We start from the raw sequence: 20,007 nt of genomic DNA, 5'->3' as shown, positions 1-20,007 counted from the left end.
CTGCGGTTCCTACGGTGCCGGCCGCTCAGCGCGACCTGGTGGCGCCGACGCTGTTCTTCAGTTCCAGCACCAGCTGGGGGCTGAGCGCGGTACCGGCGCGGTTGGCGAACACCGTCATCTCGTAGGCGATGTTGCCCAGCTTGGCCTCCTTGTCGGTGACCACGCCGAGCACGGCGCCGCTGCCGATCGCGGAGACCAGCACATGGCCGCCCTCCAGATCGATGATGACCTTGTTCAGACCGCCCAGGCCGTAGTTGCCGGAGGCGCCCGCGGCGAGGCTGGTGATGCCGGAGACGATCGCGGCCAGCCGCTCGGAGTCGGCGTGCTCGCGCAGCTCCGACACGGCGATCAACAGGCCGTCGGAGGACACCGCGATCGCGTCCACGACGCCCGCCGTCTCGGTGGCGAAACGATTGAGCAGCCACGTGAAGTCGGCTGCGGCGGCCCGCAGGTCGGTCGGCGTGGCGTCTCCCGAGGGAGTCTCACCTGTCGACGTGCTCACTGCTCGGCTCCTTCCGGAAGGTGGTTCTGGTCTTGCTGGTTCTGCTGGTTCTGTTGGTCGCTCCGGCCGCTCGGGCCGTCGGTTCGGTGGTGTCCCGCGGGGGACGGGTGCTCGCCCGTGTCGCCACCGGAGTCGCGGTGGGCGCGCTCCACGGCCTCCTCGAACTCCTCCAGCGCGCTGCGCACGGCGTCCGCGTCGGCGGGGCGGGCGGGCTGCCGGGCCGCCTGGTGGGCGGCGTCGACGGTGGTCCGCAGGGTGGCGCCGCGGACCCGGCGGCGGAGCGGACGGGCGCCGTCGCTCCCCGTGGCGAAGGCATCGCCGTTCGGGGAGCCGCCGTTCGGTGACGCGGGCTCCGCTGTCCGGCCGAGCGGCGCCGGGTGTCCGGCGGTGCGGCCGGGGGAGGCCGGCTCCGGGGTGCGGGCGTGACCCGTGACCTCGGTGGCGCCGGTGTCGGTGCTCGCGCCGGTGTCGGCGTCGGCCCGGGCGCCCTCGGCGCCGGTGCGGGCCGAGGAGCCCTCGGTGCTGGCGCGCGGCGTCGGCACGGCCGGGGCGCCGGAGCGCACGGGCTGTGCCGCACGGCCCGGGGTGCCCGCGCCGGACACGGTCCTGGTCGCATCCGCGAGGGACGTCACCTCGCGGCGGGCGGGCTCCGGCTCGGGCTCGGCGGCCGGGGTCACCGGCGGCGCGCCCTCCTGGTCGGCCGTCCCGTCGGCGGGCACGCTCGGGGCGGTCCCGGTGGTCCCGGTGCTCTCCGTGCTCTCGGTGCTCTCCGTGCTCTCGGGGGGCTCGTTCTCCGCGGTGGCCGGCTGGTCGCGGCGCGGCACCCGGCGCGGCAGCGCCACCGACTCCTCGGCGGACGACGTACCGGCCTCGGGCGTCACGGAGGACGCGGGGGACGGGCCGGCCGCCGGAGCCGAGGGGACGGGCAGCGCGGCCGGGGCCGACGCGTCCGCCGGTACGCCCATTCCGCTCAGCGTCAGCAGCAGGGCCGACGGGATGGTCACCTCGGACGTCACACCGCCGCCCGGGGTGCGGGCGAGGGTGACGTCGATGTCCCAGCGGCGGGCCAGGGCGCCGACGACGAACAGGCCGAGCACCTTCGTCGGCACCACGTCGAGCCGCTCACGGCGCACCAGCCGGGCGTTCTCCTCGGCGAGGCGCTCGGTGCTCATGCCCAGGCCGTGGTCGGCGACGGTGATCGTCGCGCCGTGGTCCCCGGAGTCCACCGCCACCTCGACGGTGCTGCCCTCGGGCGAGAACGACACGGCGTTCTCCAGCAGTTCGGCGATCATCAGCGTCAGGTCGCCGATGATGTCGGGCTCCACCATGGCCTCGGTGCCGGCGTACAGCTGCACCCGCTGGAAGCCCTCGATCTGGCCGAGCGCGGCGCGCACCACGTTGGTGAGCGCGGTCGGGCCGGAGTCCAGGACGGTCTCGCGGATGCCGGCCAGCAGCATCAGGCTGTCGGCGTTGCGGCGCAGCCGGACGGCGATGTGGTCGATGGAGTAGAGGCGTTCGAGCAGCGCCGGGTCCGTCTCGCCGCGCTCCACCGCGTCGATCAGGGCGAGCTGCCGCGTGGTCAGGTTGCTGACGCGGCGGCCGACGTTGCCGAACATCTCGGCGACGTTGCGCCGGCTGAGCACCTGGCGCTCCAGCAGCGCGGCCGCGGTCGTCTGCACGTTGTTGAAGGCCTCGGCGAGTTCACCGATCTCGTCGTCCGCGGTGACCGGCAGCTCGCGCAGCTGCGGCGGCCCGGACTCCTCGGCGTCGTCGTCGGCCACCCGGGCGAGCTCGCGCCCGGCGATGTCGGCGACCTCCTGCGCGGCGCCGGTCAGCGCCAGCACCGGCCGGACCACGGAGCGGCGGACCATGATGGCGAAGGCGATCCACAGGGCGAAGCAGAGCAGCGCCAGGTTCAGCAGCAGACCCGCGCGCCACTCGGCGCTGGTCGCGGTCTCGTCGGCCCGGTCGGCGATCTCGTCGATCAGCCCCGTGGTGATCTTCAGCCGGGTCGCGGACTGCGCGCTGTACTCGGGGTAGGAGGCGAGGGCCGCGCGGAACGCCGTACGGGTCTCGGCCCGGGACTCCGCCTGCAACGCGCTCGGGTCGACGGAGAGCTCGGCGAAGTGCTGGCTGATGGAGGCCTGCGAGGCGTTGTGCTCGATACCGCCGAGCCGGTCGTTCTGCGACTCGGTGGCGAACCGGGCGAACCGCTCGGCCTGGTACTGGTACACCTCGTACGCCCCGACCGCGCCGGTGAACTCGATGAGCGCGTTGCTGTCGCCGGTCCGCGCGGAGAACACACCGGTCTCGTAGGCGCCGTGCGCGGCGTCGGCGCGCAGCAGCGAGTCGAGCAGGTTGCCGGTGAAGGTGGTCGCCAGGCCGGAGTTGCGGTCCAGGCCGAGGCCGTCGATGAGGGCCTTGGCCGCGCCCGAGTACGCCGGGTCGATGTTGTCGGCGGGCAGGAAGCCCTGCTCGATCGTGCTCCGCAGGCCGGCCAGGCCCTGGATCTCCCGCAGCGCCTGCGCCTCGGTGTCCGGCAGCCGGTCGTCGAAGGTGTCGACCACCTTCTGGACCTGGTCGTCCACCGCGAGCTGTGCCTGCCGGTAGGCGTCGGTGGAGGGCGTGCCGCCGTCGAAGGCCGCCTGGTAGCGCACCGAGAGCAGGATCGCCTGCTGGTGTTCGTCCTGGAGTTCGGCGACGAGCTGCGCCACCTGGGCACTGTCGCGCACCAGTTGGGCCGCGGACTCGGCGCGGTTGGACTCCTGCACCAGGTCGACGATCAGATACGTCAGCAGCAGGGCGATGACCGTCAGCGGGATGCCGACGAGGGCGTTCAGCTTGCGCTGGAAGGGCCATCGGTCGGCGAATCCCCGCAGGCCCCGTCGTGCGGACGGAGCCGAGGATGCCGACCGGGCGGGCGCGTCCACCTCTTTCGTGGACACCGGGCCTCCTTCAGGGGGGTCTTGCGAGCGTGGCGGTTGCACGCGTGTGGCCGAACGTGAACGAAACGGCACCCAAGCGGCCCCCGCACACCGCTGTGGTTGACGCCAACTCAAGGGACACTATCGCTTCTTTGTGCGGCCCCGAGTGTTGCCCTACGTCAAGAATCCATTACGAAGCGCCCCCAGGTTCTCCAGGAATGGCCGCTGAACAACACACAAGTGACCACGAATCGAACCCAATCGGCAACCTGTCCGCACTTGACTGACCAAGAACAGGGTGGATTGGATCAGGCCAGAGTGTTTCCGTGTCCGTCGGTTCCGCCGAACCGTCGGACCCGCCTCGACAGGTCCCCTAGACAGTTCCACCTCGACATCTCATCGCCCCCCAGAGCTCGGAACGGAACCGTGACTTCCAACGCCCACAGCAGCAGGTCCAGGTCCCTCAGGAACCACCCCGGCGCGGCGTCCGTCGCGCTCGCCGCGATCGCGGTCCTGCTGACGGGATGTTCCTCCTCGTCCGACGACACCTCCGACAACCCCCTCGACGGGGACAAGGCGTCCGGCGGAACCGTCGTCGTCGGCTCCAACAACTTCGCCGAGAGCATCCTGATCGCCGACATCTACGGCGAGGCCCTGAAGGCCAAGGGCGTCAAGGTCTCCTACAAGCCGAACATCGGCAGCCGGGAGACCACGTACGGCCTGCTCAAGAACGGCTCCATCACCGTTCTGCCGGAGTACAACGGCTCGCTGCTGGCCTACCTCGACGCCAAGGCCGAGCAGAAGTCCCTCGCGACCGTGAACGCGGCCGCGCAGGCCAAGCTCGACCCCAAGCTGACGCTGCTGGAGTCGTCGCCGGCCGAGGACAAGGACTCCGTCACGATCAACGCGGAGACCGCCAAGAAGTACAACCTCACCTCCGAGTCGACGCTCGCCGACCTCAAGGACCACGCGCCCGAGCTGGTCCTCGGCGGCTCGCCCGAGTTCCAGACCCGGCAGCAGGGCATGGTCGGCCTGGAGTCGGTGTACGGGCTGAAGTTCAAGTCCTTCAAGGCGCTCGACGCGGGCGGCCCGCTGACCCAGGCCGCGCTGAAGAAGAACACCGTGCAGGCGGCGGACATCTTCACCACGGACCCGACCATCACCAAGGAGAAGTTCGTCGTTCTCCAGGACCCGGAGAACCTCTTCGGTTTCGCGAACGTGACCCCGCTGGTCTACAAGAGCGGGCTCTCCGCGGAGGGCGTCGCCGCGCTCAACGCCGTCTCCGCCAAGCTCGACACGAAGACCCTGCTCGAGCTGGACTCCCAGGTGCAGCTGGAGAGCAAGGACCCGCTGGACGTCGCCAAGGCGTGGCTGAAGTCGGCGGGCCTGGACTGATCACGGCCCGGCCGCTGAACCACCCTTGGAACGGACACCGGACGGCCCGCGCCGGGTCGTCCTGAACGGCACCACCCTCACCGTCGGCGAGCTGATCGCGCTCGCCGACGGTGCGGCCGTGCCCGTCGTCGCCCCCGAGGCGCGCGAGCGGGCCGTACGCTCCTGGCGCGCCGCCGAGCGCCTCGCCGCCGGCGGCCGGCTCTACGGCCGGGGCACCGGTGTCGGCGCGCACCGCTCCGTGCCGGTCGACCCGGCCGACGAGAGCGCGCACGGCCTGCGCCTGCTGCGCAGTCACGCGGGCGGCGCCGGCGCGCTGCTTCCGGCCCGCCAGGTCCGGGCGATGCTCGCCGTCCGCCTCAACCAGTTCCTCGCCGGCGGCTCCGGCATCCAGCCGGCCTTCGTCGACGCCCTCACCGACGCCCTGCGCCTCGGTGTCCACCCGGCGGTCCACGAGTACGGCGCCGTGGGCACCGGCGATCTCACGGCCCTGGCCCAGACGGGCCTCACCCTCATCGGCGAACGGCCCTGGACGGGCGGCGACGAGCCCTGGACACATGGCGACCGGCCCTGGACACCTGGTGACCGGCCCTCGGCCCATGGCGGGCCGCCCGTCACCGGGAGCGGTCCGGCGCCGGCCGCCGCGGGAGCCGGTGCCGCGACGAGGGACCGGTCCGAGGGCGAGTCGTACGGCTCGGTCGCGGACGTGCGGCCGACGGGTGGCCGGGGCGCCGGGGGCGGGAAGGACATCGGCGCGGGGCTCACGGTTCTGACGGGGGCCTCGGTGTCGTCGGAGGCGGTCGCGCCCGTTTCCCCGCTCCCGCCTTCCGCCCTGCCCGCCCCGGTCACCCTGCTCCCCGGTGACGCGCTCGCGCTGCTCAGCAGCAATGCCCTCGCCCTGGCGCAGGCCGCGGTCGCGCAGTGCGAGCTGGACATGCTGCTGCGGGCCACGCACGCGGTCGCCGCGCTCTCGCTGGCCGCGGTGTCGGGCTCGGCGGAGGCGTACGCGGCGCCCGTGCACGCGCTGCGGCCCTACCCCGGCGCGGCCCGGGCCGCCGGGGAGGTACGGCGGCTGCTCGGGCTCGACGACCGGGCGGCCGGCGCGTCCGGTGCCTCAGGTGTGCCCGCCGCGCCCGGCCTGCGGATTCAGGACCCGTTCGGCTTCCGGGCGTTCCCGCAGGCCCACGGCTGTGCCCTGGACGCCGCCGAGCGGCTGCGCGAGGTCGTCGAGGTGGAGGCCAACTGCCCTTCGGAGAACCCCGTCATCGCGCCCGACGGCACCGCGGCCTACCACCACGGAGGCTTCTTCGCCGCGCCCCTGGGCCTCGCCCTGGACGCGGCGAACCTCGCGCTGCTCCAGACCGCCCAACTGTCGGCCGCCCGGCTGGCCGCGCTGGGCGACCCGGCGCTCACCGGCCTGCCCGCCTTCCTCGCCGCCGGACCCGCGAGCAGTTCGGGCACGATGATTCTGGAGTACACCTCCAACTCCGCGCTGGCGGAGCTGCGTTCGTGCACGGCACCCGCCTCGGCGGGGCACGCCGTCCTCTCCCGCGGTCTGGAGGAGGCCGCCAGCTTCGCGGGCCAGGCCGCCCGCCAGGCACTGCGCGCGGCGGAGGCCTACGTCACCGTCCTGGCCTGCGAACTCGTCACCGCCGTACGGGCGTTGCGACTGCGTCCCGCGCCGCCGCCGGTCGCGGCCTTCGCCGTGGCGGCGGCCGCCCTGCCTCGGGGCACGGACGACCGCCCCCTGACGGGCGATGTGACGGCGGCCGCCGAACTCCTGCCGGTGCTCGCCGGGTTGTGACGCGGCGGGCGGGTCAGTGGCCGACCTGGAAGGTGGCGTCCTGCTGGTCCGTGGCCGTCGAGATCGGGTCGATGCGCAGGACGTAGTTGGAGTGCCGGAGGTACCGGGTCGGGTTGTTGTACGAGCGGAACGACGCCCAGCTCGCGTCCGCCAGGCCCGCCGTACGGTAGAAGGTCGCGTCGCCCGCGAAGGCCGAGGTGCCGTCGTTGGCGTCCAGCCGGAGCTGGTAGTCGTAGTGCCGCAGGTAGCGGGTCGGGTAGTTGACCGACCGGAAGGACACCCCGGAGCTGTCCGCGAGGCCCGGCACCAGCGTCCACAGGGAGTCCTTGTACGGCTCGACCGGGTACTCGTCGATCCGGCCGGCGTAGTTGGAGTGGCGGACGTAACGGGCCGGTTAGTTGTACGACTTGAGCCGGTTCCAGGTGGGCGCGCCCCAGTGGGCGACGAGGTCGTTGTACTGGGCCGTGGTGATCGTCGTGATGCCGCAGTGCTTGGAGTTGACCGGCTGGGTGTAGGTCCGCTGGTCGAGCGCGGTCCAGCTGCCCGCCGAGAGATCGGTGGACTGCCAGGCGTAGAAGACGCCGTTCGGCGTGTAGGTGTCGCCCCAGAGCCACCAGGTGCCGGAGGTCAGGGACTTGACCAGGGTCGGCGCCTCGGTGCCGCCGTGTGCGACCCCCGTGCTGAACTCCGTGAAGCTGCCCGGGTCCAGGGAGGTGGAGCGTGCCCCGACCAGCGTCTGGTTCTTCTTGAAGTAGAGGTAGTTGACGCCGTTCACACCCACGGCCAGGTCGCCGTCGATCACGTCGTACCCGGGGTCGAAGAAGACCTGGGGCGCCGAGGCCGTCACGAAGTCGGTGGTGTAGTTGACCATCAGCACGTTGTGGCCGCTGGAGTTCACCGACGAGTACACGATCCCGTACTGGCCGCGCCCGGCGTCCCAGAAGGCCTCCGGCGCCCAGCTGTGGGTCGTCATGTCGTGCAGCTTCAGCCGGTGGTAGCCGGTGAAGGTGCGCAGGTCGGTGGAGTTCCAGACGTGGATGTACTGGCTGTTGTAGCTCCAGTCGGTGCCCTTGAGGTCGGTGGCGAGCACCACGAAGGTGCCGTCCTGCTTGTGCAGGATGAACGGGTCGCGCAGCCCCAGCGCGCCCTCGGTGGGGGTGACGACCGGGTTGTTCTGGTTCAACGGGGTCCAGCGCAGCCCGTCCGTGCTGACGGCCAGATGGAGGCCGTAGTCGGTGCCGTCACCGAGGTTGGTGGACTCGGTGAAGTAGCTCATCACGTACGCAGAGTCGGCCGCGTGGGCGGTCCCGGCGCCGAGCGTCAGGGTGCCGGTCATGGCCAGCGGGGCGGCGGCGGCCATGCCGAGCACGAGCCGGCGGGAGGGGTGCGGGCGGGGAGGGGGAGTCATGCGTGCTCCAACGGGGGTGCGGGCGCCCGGGGGAGGGGCGTGGAGGGAGGACTGCGCACACGCTTGACCGAAATGCCGAACATGGTTCGGAAGGTCGATCAGAAGGTAGGGGTGTGACTGAAGTGCGTCAATCAGCTTGTCGGGCTTGGCTGGAACTCGACATCCGCGATCAGCCGGTCGATCAGCGCGACCAGGACGTCCCGGCACGAGGCCCGCTCCCGCGCGTCGCACAGCAGCACCGGGACGTGCGTCGGCAGCGCCAGCGACTCCCTGATCTCCGCCGCCGGATAGGGATGCCGGCCGTGGAAGCCGTTGACCGCGACGACGAACGGGATCCGCCGGCGCTCGAAGAAGTCGATCGCGGCGAAGCTGGACTCCGGCCGGCGCACGTCGATCAGCACCACCGCCCCAAGAGCGCCGATGGCCAGGTCGTTCCACATGAACCAGAACCGCTGCTGACCGGGTGTGCCGAAGAGATACAGCACCAGGTCGTCGCTGATCGTGATCCGCCCGAAGTCCAGCGCCACGGTCGTGGCCCGCTTCTGCTCGATGCCCAACAGGTCGTCGACGTCCAGCCCGGCGACGGTCAGCGGCTCCTCCGTGCGCAGCGGCGCGATCTCGCTGACCGATCCGACCATGGTGGTCTTGCCGACGCCGAAGCCACCGGCGATGAGGATCTTCACCGCGTCGGGTGCCACGACCGCCTCGGCGGTGCGATCAGATCCGGCCAAGGCCGTCCCTCACTTTCTGCAACAGATCCAGGTCCGGTGTGCCGGCGAAGGAACGCGGCGGCCGGGCGGTGATCAGGCCCGCCTCCAGCAGATCGCAGAGCATGATGACGACCACGCTCACCGGCAGGTCGAGATGGGCCGCCAGCTCCGCCACCGCGACCGGCCGGGCGCACAGCCGCAGGATCCGGGTGTGCTCCGGCTGCGGCCGTACGGCCCGCTCGGGCGGCGGGTCCACCGCGGTCACGGTCGTGATGAGCGTGAAGTCGGCGCGGCTGGGCCGGGTCCGCCCACCGGTGAGGGTGAACGGTCTGACGAGCCGGCCCGCTTCGTCGCCTCCGCTCACCTCACCCGCCGAGGGTGCCGACGGCCGGACCGACACCGGTCCGCGGCGCCGCGCTGAGGTGCTCGCCGATCTTCTTCACCAGCATGTTCATCTGGTACGCCACCACGCCGACGTCCGCGTTCGAGCCGGCCAGCACGACCAGATGCGCCCCCGGGCCGGCCGAGGTGAGGATCAGATAGCTGTGCGCCATCTCGATGAGCGCCTGGCGCACCGGGCCGCCCCGGAAGTCCATGCTGACGCCCTTGCTGAGACTCATCAGACCGGAGGCGGTCGCGGCCAGCCGTTCGGCGTCCTCGCGCGGGAACCCGGTGGACTTGCTGACCACCAGCCCGTCCTCGGAGAGCACGACGGCCTGGTTCACATCGGCGACCCGGTCCACGAGACCGGTGAGCAGCTGGTCGAGCTGGGTGTTCGTGGCGGGGAGGGAGCGTGTCATCGGGGTGTCCTTCACGGGCGGTCGGCGGTCGGGGTCGGGGTCTTGGGGGCACGGGCGGCGACCGGCGGGCCGGGTGCCTCGGCCGGGTCGTCCTCCTCGGGCCCGGACGGCGGGTCGTCGGACTCCGGGCCGGGCGGCGCGTCGTCGAAGTCGCGCGCCCGGAGCGTGCCGCGCTGGAAGCCGGCCAGGGAGGCGGCGGCGCGCTCCGCGGTGAAGTCGTCGAGGAAGCCGTCCTCCTCCACGGCCGCCGCTCCGGCCTCCTCGCGCAGCTCGACGGCGAGGCTGGTCTGGGGGACCCGCCGGGGGAGCGGGGTGAGGCCGTGGGGGCGGGCGGGATCGTCCGATGCGCCGTCCGGCGTGCCACCCGAAGTGCCACCCGAAGTGCCGTCCACCGTGGCCGGCGGCGGCGTGGTGCGGTGGCGTACCGGCAGCGGCGGCTGGTGGTCCCGGGGGGCGCCCGAGGATTCGGGCGTGGCCGTGGCCGTGGCTGCGGATGCCTCGGGTGCCTCAGGGGACGGCTCGGGCAGGGAACCCGGCGTGCCCGGTACGGAAGGCGTCCGCTCCGGCACCGCGGGGACGGCCTGCTCCGGCGGGGCGGACGGCCCCGTCACCGGGTGCTCCGCCCCGGGGGTCTCCCGTACGACCACGTCGTGCGGCACCAGGACGATCGCGGTCGTCCCGCCGTACGGGGAGGAGCGCAGGGTCACGGCGATACCGTGCCGTGTGGCCAGGCGGGCGATCACGAACATGCCCAGCCGCAGGTCGTCGGCGAGTGCCACCACGTCGAACTGCGGTTCCACGGCCAACTGGGCGTTGAACGAGGCGTAGTCCTCCTCGGACAGACCGAGACCACGGTCCTCGACCTCGATCGCCAGCCCCTTGGCCACCAGCGTGGCCCGCACGCCGACCGGGCTCGGCGCCGGCGAGTAGGAGGTGGCGTTGTCGATCAGCTCGGCCAGCAGATGGATCACGTCGGCGACGGCGGGCGGCGCGATGGACACCTCCTCCTCGGTGTGCACCTCCACCCGCCGGTACTCGGCGACCTCGCCCACCGCACTGCGCAGGATGTCGATCAGCGCCACCGGCTCCGACCAGCTGCGCCCGGGCCGGCCGCCGCTGATGATGACGAGGTTCTCCTCGTAGCGGCGCAACTGGCTGGCCGTGGAGTCCAGTTCGTACAGGCCCTTGAGCACCTCCGGGTCCTGGTGCGTGCGCTCCAGCGCGTCGAGCTTGCTGAGCTGGAGGTTGACCAGATTCTGGCTCTGCCGGGCGATCCCGAGGATGACCTTCTGGAAGCCGCGCCGGGTGTCGGCGAGTTCGACGGCGGTGTGCACGGCGGTGCGCTGCGCCGTGTTGAACGCCTTGGCCACCTGGCCGAGTTCGTCACCGCCGTAGTCGAGCGGCGGAGTCGCCGAGTCCACGTCGACAGTCTCGCCCCGGTCGAGCCGCGCCACCACATCCGGGAGGCGCTCGTGCGCCAGACTCAGCGTGGCCATCCGCAGCCCGCGCAGCCGCCGGGACAGCGAACGGGTGATCCGCCAGGACATCACGACGCACACCAGCAGCGCCACGAGGCCGCCGGCGCTCAGCGCTCCGGCCTTGATCAGCAGCGAGCGTGCCTCGTCCCCGCTGTGCCCGAGCAGCGACGCGGTCTGCTGCCGGATGAGCGCCGAGTACTCGTCGGAGACCTTGATGAGCGCCCCCCGCCACTCCTTCTGCACGTCCGGCAGCGGGATGACGCCGTTCGCCGCCTGGTCCGTCCGGGCCGCCAGCACCCGGTCCTCGACGGACTCCAGCGTCCGCCACTCCTTGCTCTGCAGGATCCGCTCGGTCTCCGTCTTGGCCGAACCGGTGAGCGAGGGGACGATCTGGTCCTGCACCAGCCAGCGGCGCGCGTTCACGGTCTGCGCGAACGCGGCCCAGGCCTTCTCGTCCATGCGGTGCCGCGGACCGGCCAGGGTGAGGTGCAGATCCTCCTCGGAGACCAGTTCGGCCGCGTGCTCCAGCGCGACCAGCGGTCCGGACTGCGAGGTGAGGTCGCCGTCGTCGACCTGCGACAGCTCCCGGAAGGCGTGGATCTGGTCGTCGATGATCGACGTGTACTGGTCCAGCGCCTGTGCGGCGGTGATGTCGGCCGGGTCGTCCACCTGGCCCCGGTAGTACTCCAGGCTGCTCACGGAGGCGACCACCGAGTACAGCCGGTCCCGCACCCGGGTGGGCGCCTGCTGGATGTCGTCCGCCCGCGCGACCAGTTTGGCGACCGCCGCGTCGGTCCGCCTCCGCGCGGCGTCGAGCGGCGCGCGGGAACTGTCGGGCGTCGCCAGCCACACGGCCGACAGGCTGCGCTCCTGCTGGAGCGCGAGCGTCGCCTCGGTGCCCATGGCACCGGTCGAGCGGCTCAACTCGGTCTGCGCGCGCAGCCGCAGCCCCTCCGAGAACATCTGGATCGTCGTCACGCCCCACATCGCGGTGAGCGTGACGCCGGGCACCAGCGCCAGGAGGATCAGGGAGAGACGTATGGAGCCGAGACGGCGGCGCCGGGCACCTGTCCGTGGAGACATAGTCGTCCTAGGGCGAATCAACGGGGGGGGAGGGGGAGGGGGAGAACGAGGAGGGAGCTTCGGGATGTGGCCGGGGCGACGTGTGCGTCAGCGCGTGCCGTTGGCGGCGAACCTGGACACCGCGGCGACGTTGGTCTTCGTGACGAAGGCCGGACCGGTCAGCACGGGGGCCACCCCACCGCCGCTGAGGTTGCCGTTCGTCCGGTAGAGCCAGAGCGCGTCCACGGCGAGATAGCCCTGAAGGTAGGGCTGTTGGTCCACGGCGAACTGCACACTGCCGTCGCGCACCGCGCCGACCAGGTCCTTGTTCAGGTCGAAGGTGGCGACCTCGGCCCTGCTGCCCGCCTCCTCGGCCGACTTCACCGCGGCGAGCGCGAACTGCGCCCCGTTGGTGATGACTTCGTCCACGTCGGGCTCCTGGCGCAGCGCCGCCGTCACGGCCGTGCGCATCGCGTCCATGTCGGTGCCGTCGACGTAGAGCATGTCGGTCCGGCCGGCGAACGTCTTCTTCACGCCCGCGCAGCGTGCTTCCAGGGAGATGTTGCCCCGCTCGTGGATGACGCACAGGGCGTGCTTCGCGCCGAGATCGTCCAGCTTCTCGCCGACGGCGCGGCCCGCGACGCTCTCGTCCTGGCCGAAGTACTCCAGGAGTCCGGCCGACTGCCAGGCGTCGATACCGGAGTTGAGTCCGACCACCGGTATCCCGGCCGCCTCGGCCTCGGCCACCGGCCCCTTCATCGCCTGCGGCTTGGCGAGCGTCACGGCGATGCCGTCGACCTTGTCGCGGATCGCGCTCCGCACCAGTTCGGCCTGCCCGGCGGCGTCGGCGTCGCTCGCGTACGTCAGCTCGACGCCGTCCTTGGCGGCCGCCGCCTCGGCGCCCTTGCGCACCAGCTCCCAGAAGGCGTCGCTCTCCGCGCCATGGGTGACCAGGGTGACCGTGAACCGGCCGCCCGAGCGGCCCGCGTCGGTGTCCGAGCCGGACGGGGCGTCGCCGGAGCAGCCGGCGAGGAGGAGACAGCAGACGGCGGCCAGGGCGGTCAGTGCGGTGGGGACGGTCGGGGTGGCGGGGCGGGCGGATCTGGAGGCGGCTGGGGCGGGGAGGGGAGTGTTCATGGGGGGCTGCACCTCGCTGTGCGGCAGAGCAGAGGATGGGGCGAGCGCCGCCGGTGCGGTAGGGATGGGGCACCGGTGAAAACCTGGCGTTGGCTCGGAGCCAACCCTGTGTGACCGCTGACAGTCAAGTAAACAACCACATGGTGTGAAGTCCCGCTGCCGCATTGTGATGTGGGGTCGGCCGGGTGCGAGCGGAAACGAGCGGAAAACGACATAGCCGCAGGTCGTTTGACTGATCGTCAATATCTTGCCGGGCCGCACCGGCCGCCCGCGCTCGCCGACGGGGCGGGGTGCGGGCCCGTCGGGGAGCGGTTGTCCGTACCTGGCCCGGCCGGGCCAGGTACGGACAACGGGGAAACGCGGAAGAACCGGGTTCCTCAGAGGTCGAACTCGTGCGGCGGCAGATCGAGGGTGTAGCAGGCCTCGCGGACGACCGCCTGCTCGTCCTTGTCGAAGTCGCCGTCCGCTCCGCCGATGACGATGCCGATCTGGATGACGGCCCGCGCCTCGGCCGGCTTCTTCTTGGCCTTGGCGATCTCCTGGAGCACGCTCACCTTGCCGAAGGCGAAGTCGGTCGTGAGCTTGTCGAGGTTGGCCTCGAAGCGGCGGCGCAGATCGTCGGCGGGGAAGTTCTGCAACACCTCGTTGCCCGAGATCAGCTGGGCCACGCGCTGTCGCTCGGAGGGGTCGATGGTGCCGTCCGCCGCCGCGACCAGGGCGCACATCGCCATGCTCGCGTCCCGGAAGGCACCGCTCTTCAGGTCGTTCTTCTTCGACACCAACTGGGTCTGCATCGTCGACGCGGACTCCTTGATGCGGTCCCACAGGGCCATGTGTGCTCCTGACGCTCGTCTATGGCTCTTACATCTCTACAGCAATGTAGAAACTACCGGACCGGCGGAGAAGTTCCGGCGTCCTGGAGGGAACCGGTCCTGAAACCGTCCCCGTCGGTCCCGAAGCGCCGGCCGAGCCTCCCGCGACGGCCCGCCGAGCCGGTGCCGAACGGAAGCGCCGAGCCTTGACGGGCCGGCGCCGAAGGGAACCGCCGAGCCCTGACGAGCCGGTGCCGAACGGAAGCGGCGGGGCCGGGAGCGCCTGCCGTAGCAGGTCGTCCCGGCCCCGCCGGTGAGGTGACGTACATCCGAACAGTGCGAGCGCCCCTGTCTCAGGCGGGTTCCCCCGCCTCGGGCAGCGTGCCCGGCCGCAGTGTCTGCGTGGCCGCCGCACGGGCCTCCTTGCGCCGCTTGCGGCGGCTCACGCGCGGATCCTGGTCCGGCAGCCAGCCGAAGGTCAGGCAACTGCCCACGACCCCCAGCACGATGCCCACCATGAAACCGCCGATGTTGGACGTGAGCCAGGTGCCCAGCGAGAGCAGGACGGCGATCACGGAGTAGAACAGCCGCTGGGCCGGGTTGAAGAGGATCAGCAGGCCGCAGACCGTCATCAGGGTGGGCAGGAGGTAACCCGCCAGGCCCTGCATGCCGACGTGCAGGATGACCGGGAGCGGTGCCTTCATGGTCAGCAGGATCTCGCCGCCGGCCAGGACGAGCAGCAGGCCGCCCACGAACGGCCGACGGCCCCTCCACTGCCGGAAGGCGTCCCGCGATCGCTGGAACCGGCTCACTTCGGGCAGCCCTCCGTCCCGAACCTCATGTGCAGGTTGGGCAGCTTGAAGACGGCCGCGGTGGCGGCGTAGTTGTGCTGGTACAGGTCGGTGATGACGACCGAGTCGGCCTGCTGGCCGTAGACACCCTCGGGACCCTTGATCGGCACCTTGTCGAAGGTGCTGGAGTCGCGGCCGATCTCGATGTTGTTGAACTCGGCGTTGCCCGTGATGTCGTCGGAGTCGATGGCGAGGTTCTTCACGCTCACCGGTGTGGACCCGTCGCCGGCGGTGAGCACCAGCTGGATGCCGCCGAGGTCGACGCTCTGACAGAGGTTGGTCAGCTTGCCGTTCTTCACGACCGAGGTGACGACCAGTACCTGGCCGCCGGTGTCGCCCTGGTTGGGGCTGTTCTCGATCATGTTGTCCAGTCCGCCGAACTGGGCGAAGCCCTCGCCTTCGAGCTTGTCGGCGGTGACCACGAACGGCATGCCGGAGATCGCGAACTGCACACCGAGGGCTCCCTCGGCGGTCAGGATCGCCAGTCCGGCGGCGACCGCGGCGGCCGGCACCGCCATCACCGCGGCCCGGCGCAGCCGGACCCGGCCGCGTCTTTCTGCGGAACCGTTTACCGGGCTCCCGGGGGTGTTGTCGGCGGACGACGTGACGTCCGGGGACGAGGCCATGTCTGCTCCCATGCGCTGATCGGTGCGGGTTGGGCTTCAGTGGCGCGTTGTCCTGGCGCGGACAGCGGCTGCCGCGTACGCCTCCTCACAACTCCCGGAAGACGCAAGGGCTTTCTGGTTACGCGGCAGTAGCCAACGAGGAAGTTACCGATGGTTACAGGCAGGGGTCAAGGGAGATGTGGAAAAAGAGTGTTCACCGTGTGCCGCTTGTGGATCAAGTCGGGCACAATTCCTGTGCATATATCTGTCGGACCGTCAACTTCCTTACAATGTATTGACGTTGACGGAGTATCAGGTCTACAACTCTCCCTGGCTCAGCCCGGATCCGTGGCGCCGGATCCGTCGCGCGACGACCTCGGTCGCGTTCCCGGACTGCTCGCACCATGACCGGCGGCCCCGTCGACACGCGGGTCGCCGGTCCCGAGTCCGATGTCTCCATGGCGCCGGTACGGCCGCTTCCCCCCGCGGGCCGCGCCCGGTCGCCCCTATCGCCCGGCCCGGCCGGAGGGTGCCACCCCGTGCCCTCCGGCCGGTCACCGGCCGTCCGCCGCCGCCGGTCCGTCACGTACGGAGAAGGCGTCACGGACCGGCGGCGGCGGACGCCGACCCGCGCCCCATCTCATGAGACCACCCCCAGGGAGCCCTCGGGCTCCCTCAACTCCCCCCAAGTAGAACCCAGTTGAGAAAGAGGCACCCGCATGCGCATTCGCTCCCTCCTTGCTGTCGCCGGCACCGCTGTCGCCCTCACCCTCCCGGCGGTCACCCCGGCCTCCGCGGCCGGCGCGGTCCTCACCACTGTCAACGGCGACGTCGCGGTCGGTGACGTCCTGAACGCGTCACTGGCCAGCGGCACGGCCGCCACGCTGTACAACAGCTCGACCGGCACCAGCGGCATCTCCTGTGCCACGTCCACCTTCAGCGCCACGGTGACCGACAACCCGGCCGCCCCCGGCGCCGCCACCGAGTCGGTCACCGGTCAGACGTTCAGCAACTGCACCTCGAACGTCCTCGGTGTCACCGGCGTCACCAGCATCACCGTCAACAACCTGCCGTACACCGCCACGGTCACCTCGGACGGCGTTGTCACGGTGACCCCGCCGAGCGGCTCCACCGTCCAGACCACCGTCGTCCTGCGCACCCTGCTGGGCAGCGTCACCTGCGTCTACCAGGCGGCCGGTCTGTCCGGCACGGCGAGCAACACCGACAACAGCATCGCCTTCGCCAACCAGGCGTTCACCAAGTCGTCCGGCTCGACGCTCTGCCCCTCCGCCGGCTACTTCACCGCCAAGTACGCCCCGGTGACCGACGGGACCGACGTGGTCACTGTCAACTGACCCTCGTACTGGTGGGCTTCAGCGCCGCCGCAGGCGCAGGACCAGGGCGGCGCCGCCGGTGAGCACCAGCACCGTGGCGGCGCCGCCCGCCAGCAGCGGCGCGGACGGCCCGGATCCGGCCCCGGCCCCGGCGGCGTCCGCCGCCGGGCCGCTCTCCCCGGTGGCCGCGGCGGCCCGCGCACCGGCGCCGACGTCCGCGGTGGCGGCGCCCGACGGGCTCGCAGTATCGGGGGAGGGCGTCGCGGCCGGTGTCGGCGTGGCCGACGGCGCCGCCTTCGTCTCCTTACCCGTTTCCGCTGCCTTCTGCGTCTCCCCGCTCTTCTGCGTCCCTCCCGCGCTCGCCGCTCCGGGGAACACCACGTCCGAGCACGAGTAGTACGTGTCGGGCGTACTGCTGTTCTGCCAGATCGTGTACAGCACCTGACGGCCCGTCCGGCCGGTCGGCAGCTGCGCGGCGAACCGGTAGGCACCGTTGGTCAGCTTCGGGTCCTTGACCTCCGCGAACGGACGATCCGGCAGATCGGCCCAGGTCAGCGGCTGCGTCGGGTCGTACCCCTGCTTCGTCAGATACAGCTTGAACGTACCGGTGTGCGGGATCGTCGAGGCGTACGTCATCCGCAGCGTCCCACCCGCCGTCACCCGGGTCGACGGCCAGTCGGCGCGCGCCAGGTCGAGCCCCTTGTAGGCGGGCAGTCCGCCGCTGCACAACTTGCCGTCGGGAACGATCCGGCGGTCCTTGCCGGCGACGTTCGCGATCCGCAGGTTGTCCCAGGCGGTGAACGCGGTTCCGTTCGCGGCGACCGCGGCCCGGCAGGCCGCGCTGCCGTTCTGCGCGCCGTCGGGGGAGCAGCCGTACACCCGGCTGACCGGATCCGTGGGCGCGCCGTGCGCCAGGGCGGGACCCGCGGCCCACAGATTCACCAGGAGCGGGGTCACGGCGGCGGCCGCCAGGGCGGCGGTGCGGTGGGCGGTCATCCGGGGCATCGGGGACGTCTCCTCGGCCGGCGAGAGGGGTCTGTCCGCTCCAGTACGGGAATCGGGCCCGGCGCGTTCAATGCGGTCCCGCGTGCGTTTCGCGAGAGCGAAGCGGGACAGGGGCGGCCAAGTCGCCGAGGAAGAGGGTGGGTTTCCGGCCTGATCGAGGGTTTCCCCTGTATCCGTATGACTGTTCCTTTGCCTATCGTTCCACCACAGCCGACCCACAGGTAACCCCTCACGGAGTCCGCTCCCGCGCCTGGCCGGCCATCGCGATCCAACCCCCCGCCGCTTCGATGCCGAAGCACCTCGACCGCCGCTCCGCCCTGCCCGGAGTCGGCCAGGAAAGGCACGCCCTTGCGCACCTCACCCGCTCTGCGGCGAAAGCTGATATCCGCCGCCGCGCTCTCCGCCGCCCTGCTCACCGCCGCGTCCACGGCCTCGGCCGTCGCCGCCCAGGACGCCGGCTCCCAGGGATCCGCCGCCTCCGCCGTTCCCACGGCTCAGACCGAGGCCGCGCCCGGCACCCCGGCCGAGCGACTGATCGTCGGCTACAGGTCCGGTGCCACCGAGGCCACCTCGAACGCGGCCGCCGAGGCCGACGCCGCCGCCAAGGGCAAGGAGACCGGCGAGGACCTCGACTTCCAGCGCCGTCTCGGCACCGGCGCCGCCCTGGTCGACCTGGGCGCGGACCTCACCGGGGCGGACGTCGCCGACGTCGTCGCCGAGTACCAGGCCGACCCGCAGGTCGCCTATGTCGTCCCGGACCGCCTGAACACCCCGAAGGCCGACCCGAACGACACCGAGTACGCCAAGCAGTGGGACCTCTTCGAGGCCACCGCCGGCATGAACGTGCCCGGCGCCTGGGCGACCACCACCGGCACCGGCGTCACCGTCGCCGTCATCGACACCGGTTACGTCGCCCACACCGACCTCGCCGCGAACATCGTCGGCGGCTACGACTTCATCGGCGACACCGCCGTCTCGGTGGACGGCGACGGCCGCGACAGCAACCCGGCCGACCCGGGCGACTGGTACAACGCCAACGACTGCGGCTCGGGCATCCCGGCCAGCAACTCCTCCTGGCACGGCACCCATGTGGCCGGCACCATCGCCGCCGTCACGAACAACGGCAAGGGTGTCGCGGGCATCGCCCACGGCGCGAAGATCTCCCCGGTCCGCGTCCTCGGCAAGTGCGGCGGCTACGACTCCGACATCATCGACGCCATCACCTGGGCGTCCGGCGGCACCGTGTCCGGTGTCCCCGCCAACTCCAACGTCGCCAAGGTCATCAACATGAGCCTCGGTGGCGACGGCGCCTGCACCTCGGCGACCCAGAGCGCCATCACCGCCGCCGTGAACCGCGGCACGACGGTCGTCGTGGCCGCCGGCAACGAGAGCGACAACGTCGCGAACCACTCGCCGGGCAACTGCAACAACGTCATCTCGGTGGCCGCGACCAACCGTACGGGCGCCAAGGCGTCCTACTCCAACTACGGTTCCCTGGTGGACATCTCGGCGCCCGGCGGCCAGACCAGCACCGGTACCGCCAACGGCATCCTGTCCACGCTGAACTCCGGCACCAAGACGGCGTCCGGCGAGAACTACGCCTACTACCAGGGCACCAGCATGGCCACCCCGCACATCGCGGGCCTGGTCGCGCTGATGAAGTCGGCGAACTCCTCGCTGACCCCGGCCCAGATCGAGACCGCCATCAAGAACAACGCCCGTGCCCTGCCCGGCGCCTGCTCGGGCGGCTGCGGCGCGGGTCTGGCGGACGCGGCGAAGACCGTGGCGGCCGTGAGCGGCACCGGCGGCTCGACCGGCACCGTCTTCTCCAGCACCACCGCGCTGTCGATCCCGGACAACGGCGCAGCCGTCGAGTCCTCGATCGCGGTGACCGGCCGCACCGGCAACGCCCCCAGCACCCTCCCGGTCGGCGTGGACATCACCCACACCTACCGCGGTGACCTGGTGATCGACCTGATCGCCCCCGACGGAACCGCCTACCGTCTGAAGGCCGCCAGCTCCTCCGACTCCGCGGACAATGTCAACACCACCTACACGGTGAACGCGTCCACCGAGAGCGCCAACGGCACCTGGAAGCTGCGGGTCCAGGACACCGCCGCCCAGGGCACGGGCCGGATCAACGGCTGGAAGCTGACCTTCTGACACCGCCACGCGGCGTTCTC

15 protein-coding genes and 1 pseudogene are annotated in these 20,007 nt (G+C 71.5%); 4 read left to right on the top strand and 12 right to left on the bottom strand.

The window, feature by feature from the left end; translation table 11 throughout:
* Positions 1-25: 25 nt before the first annotated feature.
* On the bottom strand, positions 26-502 hold the full coding sequence (locus IE275_RS32140; RefSeq protein WP_189715680.1) for a roadblock/LC7 domain-containing protein: 477 nt from the start codon (positions 500-502) through the stop codon (positions 26-28).
* Positions 499-3,447 (bottom strand): sensor histidine kinase, encoded by a 2,949-nt coding sequence (locus IE275_RS32135; RefSeq protein WP_189715678.1) that lies wholly within the window; start codon positions 3,445-3,447, stop codon positions 499-501. The genes IE275_RS32140 and IE275_RS32135 overlap by 4 nt, the downstream gene beginning before the upstream one ends.
* A gap of 405 nt (positions 3,448-3,852) precedes the next feature.
* Between IE275_RS32135 and IE275_RS32130 the strand changes: the two genes are divergently transcribed.
* Both IE275_RS32130 and IE275_RS32125 read left to right on the top strand, forming a co-directional pair.
* Positions 3,853-4,821 (top strand): ABC transporter substrate-binding protein, encoded by a 969-nt coding sequence (locus IE275_RS32130; RefSeq protein WP_189715676.1) that lies wholly within the window; start codon positions 3,853-3,855, stop codon positions 4,819-4,821.
* A gap of 25 nt (positions 4,822-4,846) precedes the next feature.
* Complete coding sequence (locus tag IE275_RS32125; protein ID WP_189715674.1) at positions 4,847-6,622, top strand: aromatic amino acid ammonia-lyase; 1,776 nt, start codon at positions 4,847-4,849, stop codon at positions 6,620-6,622.
* 13 nt (positions 6,623-6,635) lie between these two features.
* On the opposite strand, the pseudogene IE275_RS32120 reads toward IE275_RS32125, so the two are convergent.
* From IE275_RS32120 to IE275_RS32080, 9 genes and pseudogenes are all read right to left on the bottom strand, one after another.
* Positions 6,636-8,030: pseudogene (locus IE275_RS32120) on the bottom strand (glycoside hydrolase family 43 protein).
* A 131-nt stretch (positions 8,031-8,161) separates the two neighbouring features.
* Positions 8,162-8,761, bottom strand: a complete 600-nt coding sequence (locus tag IE275_RS32115; RefSeq protein ID WP_189715672.1) for a GTP-binding protein — start codon at positions 8,759-8,761, stop codon at positions 8,162-8,164.
* Positions 8,748-9,104 carry a DUF742 domain-containing protein gene (locus IE275_RS32110; protein ID WP_189715670.1) on the bottom strand — a complete coding sequence of 119 codons (357 nt, stop codon included), beginning with the start codon at positions 9,102-9,104 and terminating at the stop codon, positions 8,748-8,750. The genes IE275_RS32115 and IE275_RS32110 overlap by 14 nt, the downstream gene beginning before the upstream one ends.
* A gap of 1 nt (position 9,105) precedes the next feature.
* A complete protein-coding gene (locus IE275_RS32105; RefSeq protein ID WP_189715668.1) occupies positions 9,106-9,540 on the bottom strand; it encodes a roadblock/LC7 domain-containing protein in 435 nt (144 codons plus the stop codon).
* Between the two features lie 11 nt (positions 9,541-9,551).
* Positions 9,552-12,101, bottom strand: a complete 2,550-nt coding sequence (locus IE275_RS32100) for a sensor histidine kinase (RefSeq protein ID WP_189715666.1) — start codon at positions 12,099-12,101, stop codon at positions 9,552-9,554.
* Positions 12,102-12,188: 87 nt separating this feature from the next.
* Positions 12,189-13,217 (bottom strand): substrate-binding domain-containing protein, encoded by a 1,029-nt coding sequence (locus IE275_RS32095; RefSeq protein WP_189715664.1) that lies wholly within the window; start codon positions 13,215-13,217, stop codon positions 12,189-12,191.
* Positions 13,218-13,594: 377 nt separating this feature from the next.
* A complete protein-coding gene (locus IE275_RS32090; RefSeq protein WP_189715662.1) occupies positions 13,595-14,050 on the bottom strand; it encodes a tellurite resistance TerB family protein in 456 nt (151 codons plus the stop codon).
* Positions 14,051-14,382: 332 nt separating this feature from the next.
* Complete coding sequence (locus IE275_RS32085; RefSeq protein ID WP_189715660.1) at positions 14,383-14,841, bottom strand: DUF6114 domain-containing protein; 459 nt, start codon at positions 14,839-14,841, stop codon at positions 14,383-14,385.
* Positions 14,838-15,506 (bottom strand): DUF6230 family protein, encoded by a 669-nt coding sequence (locus IE275_RS32080; RefSeq protein WP_189715658.1) that lies wholly within the window; start codon positions 15,504-15,506, stop codon positions 14,838-14,840. Before IE275_RS32080 ends, IE275_RS32085 begins: the two co-directional genes overlap by 4 nt.
* 698 nt (positions 15,507-16,204) lie before the next feature.
* Here IE275_RS32080 and IE275_RS32075 point away from each other — a divergent pair.
* A complete protein-coding gene (locus IE275_RS32075; protein WP_189715656.1) occupies positions 16,205-16,840 on the top strand; it encodes a Tat pathway signal sequence domain protein in 636 nt (211 codons plus the stop codon).
* A gap of 18 nt (positions 16,841-16,858) precedes the next feature.
* Here IE275_RS32075 and IE275_RS32070 read toward each other — a convergent pair whose 3' ends face one another.
* On the bottom strand, positions 16,859-17,824 hold the full coding sequence (locus IE275_RS32070; RefSeq protein ID WP_189715655.1) for a lytic polysaccharide monooxygenase auxiliary activity family 9 protein: 966 nt from the start codon (positions 17,822-17,824) through the stop codon (positions 16,859-16,861).
* Positions 17,825-18,172: 348 nt separating this feature from the next.
* Here IE275_RS32070 and IE275_RS32065 point away from each other — a divergent pair, with 348 nt between their 5' ends.
* Positions 18,173-19,987, top strand: a complete 1,815-nt coding sequence (locus tag IE275_RS32065; protein WP_189715654.1) for a S8 family peptidase — start codon at positions 18,173-18,175, stop codon at positions 19,985-19,987.
* Positions 19,988-20,007: the final 20 nt, after the last annotated feature.

This window comes from Streptomyces phaeofaciens, assembly GCF_014648915.1.
Classification (GTDB): domain Bacteria; phylum Actinomycetota; class Actinomycetes; order Streptomycetales; family Streptomycetaceae; genus Streptomyces; species Streptomyces phaeofaciens.
Note: the sequence above shows the minus strand (reverse complement) of the source record. Positions and strands in the feature narration are given on the sequence as shown.

Coding starts and splice junctions, on each gene's coding strand:
- IE275_RS32105 (WP_189715668.1), bottom strand. CDS start 9,540: ATGACACGCTCCCTCCCCGCCACGAACACCCAGCTCGACCAGCTGCTC.
- IE275_RS32100 (WP_189715666.1), bottom strand. CDS start 12,101: ATGTCTCCACGGACAGGTGCCCGGCGCCGCCGTCTCGGCTCCATACGT.
- IE275_RS32095 (WP_189715664.1), bottom strand. CDS start 13,217: ATGAACACTCCCCTCCCCGCCCCAGCCGCCTCCAGATCCGCCCGCCCC.
- IE275_RS32090 (WP_189715662.1), bottom strand. CDS start 14,050: ATGGCCCTGTGGGACCGCATCAAGGAGTCCGCGTCGACGATGCAGACC.
- IE275_RS32080 (WP_189715658.1), bottom strand. CDS start 15,506: ATGGCCTCGTCCCCGGACGTCACGTCGTCCGCCGACAACACCCCCGGG.
- IE275_RS32075 (WP_189715656.1), top strand. CDS start 16,205: ATGCGCATTCGCTCCCTCCTTGCTGTCGCCGGCACCGCTGTCGCCCTC.
- IE275_RS32070 (WP_189715655.1), bottom strand. CDS start 17,824: ATGCCCCGGATGACCGCCCACCGCACCGCCGCCCTGGCGGCCGCCGCC.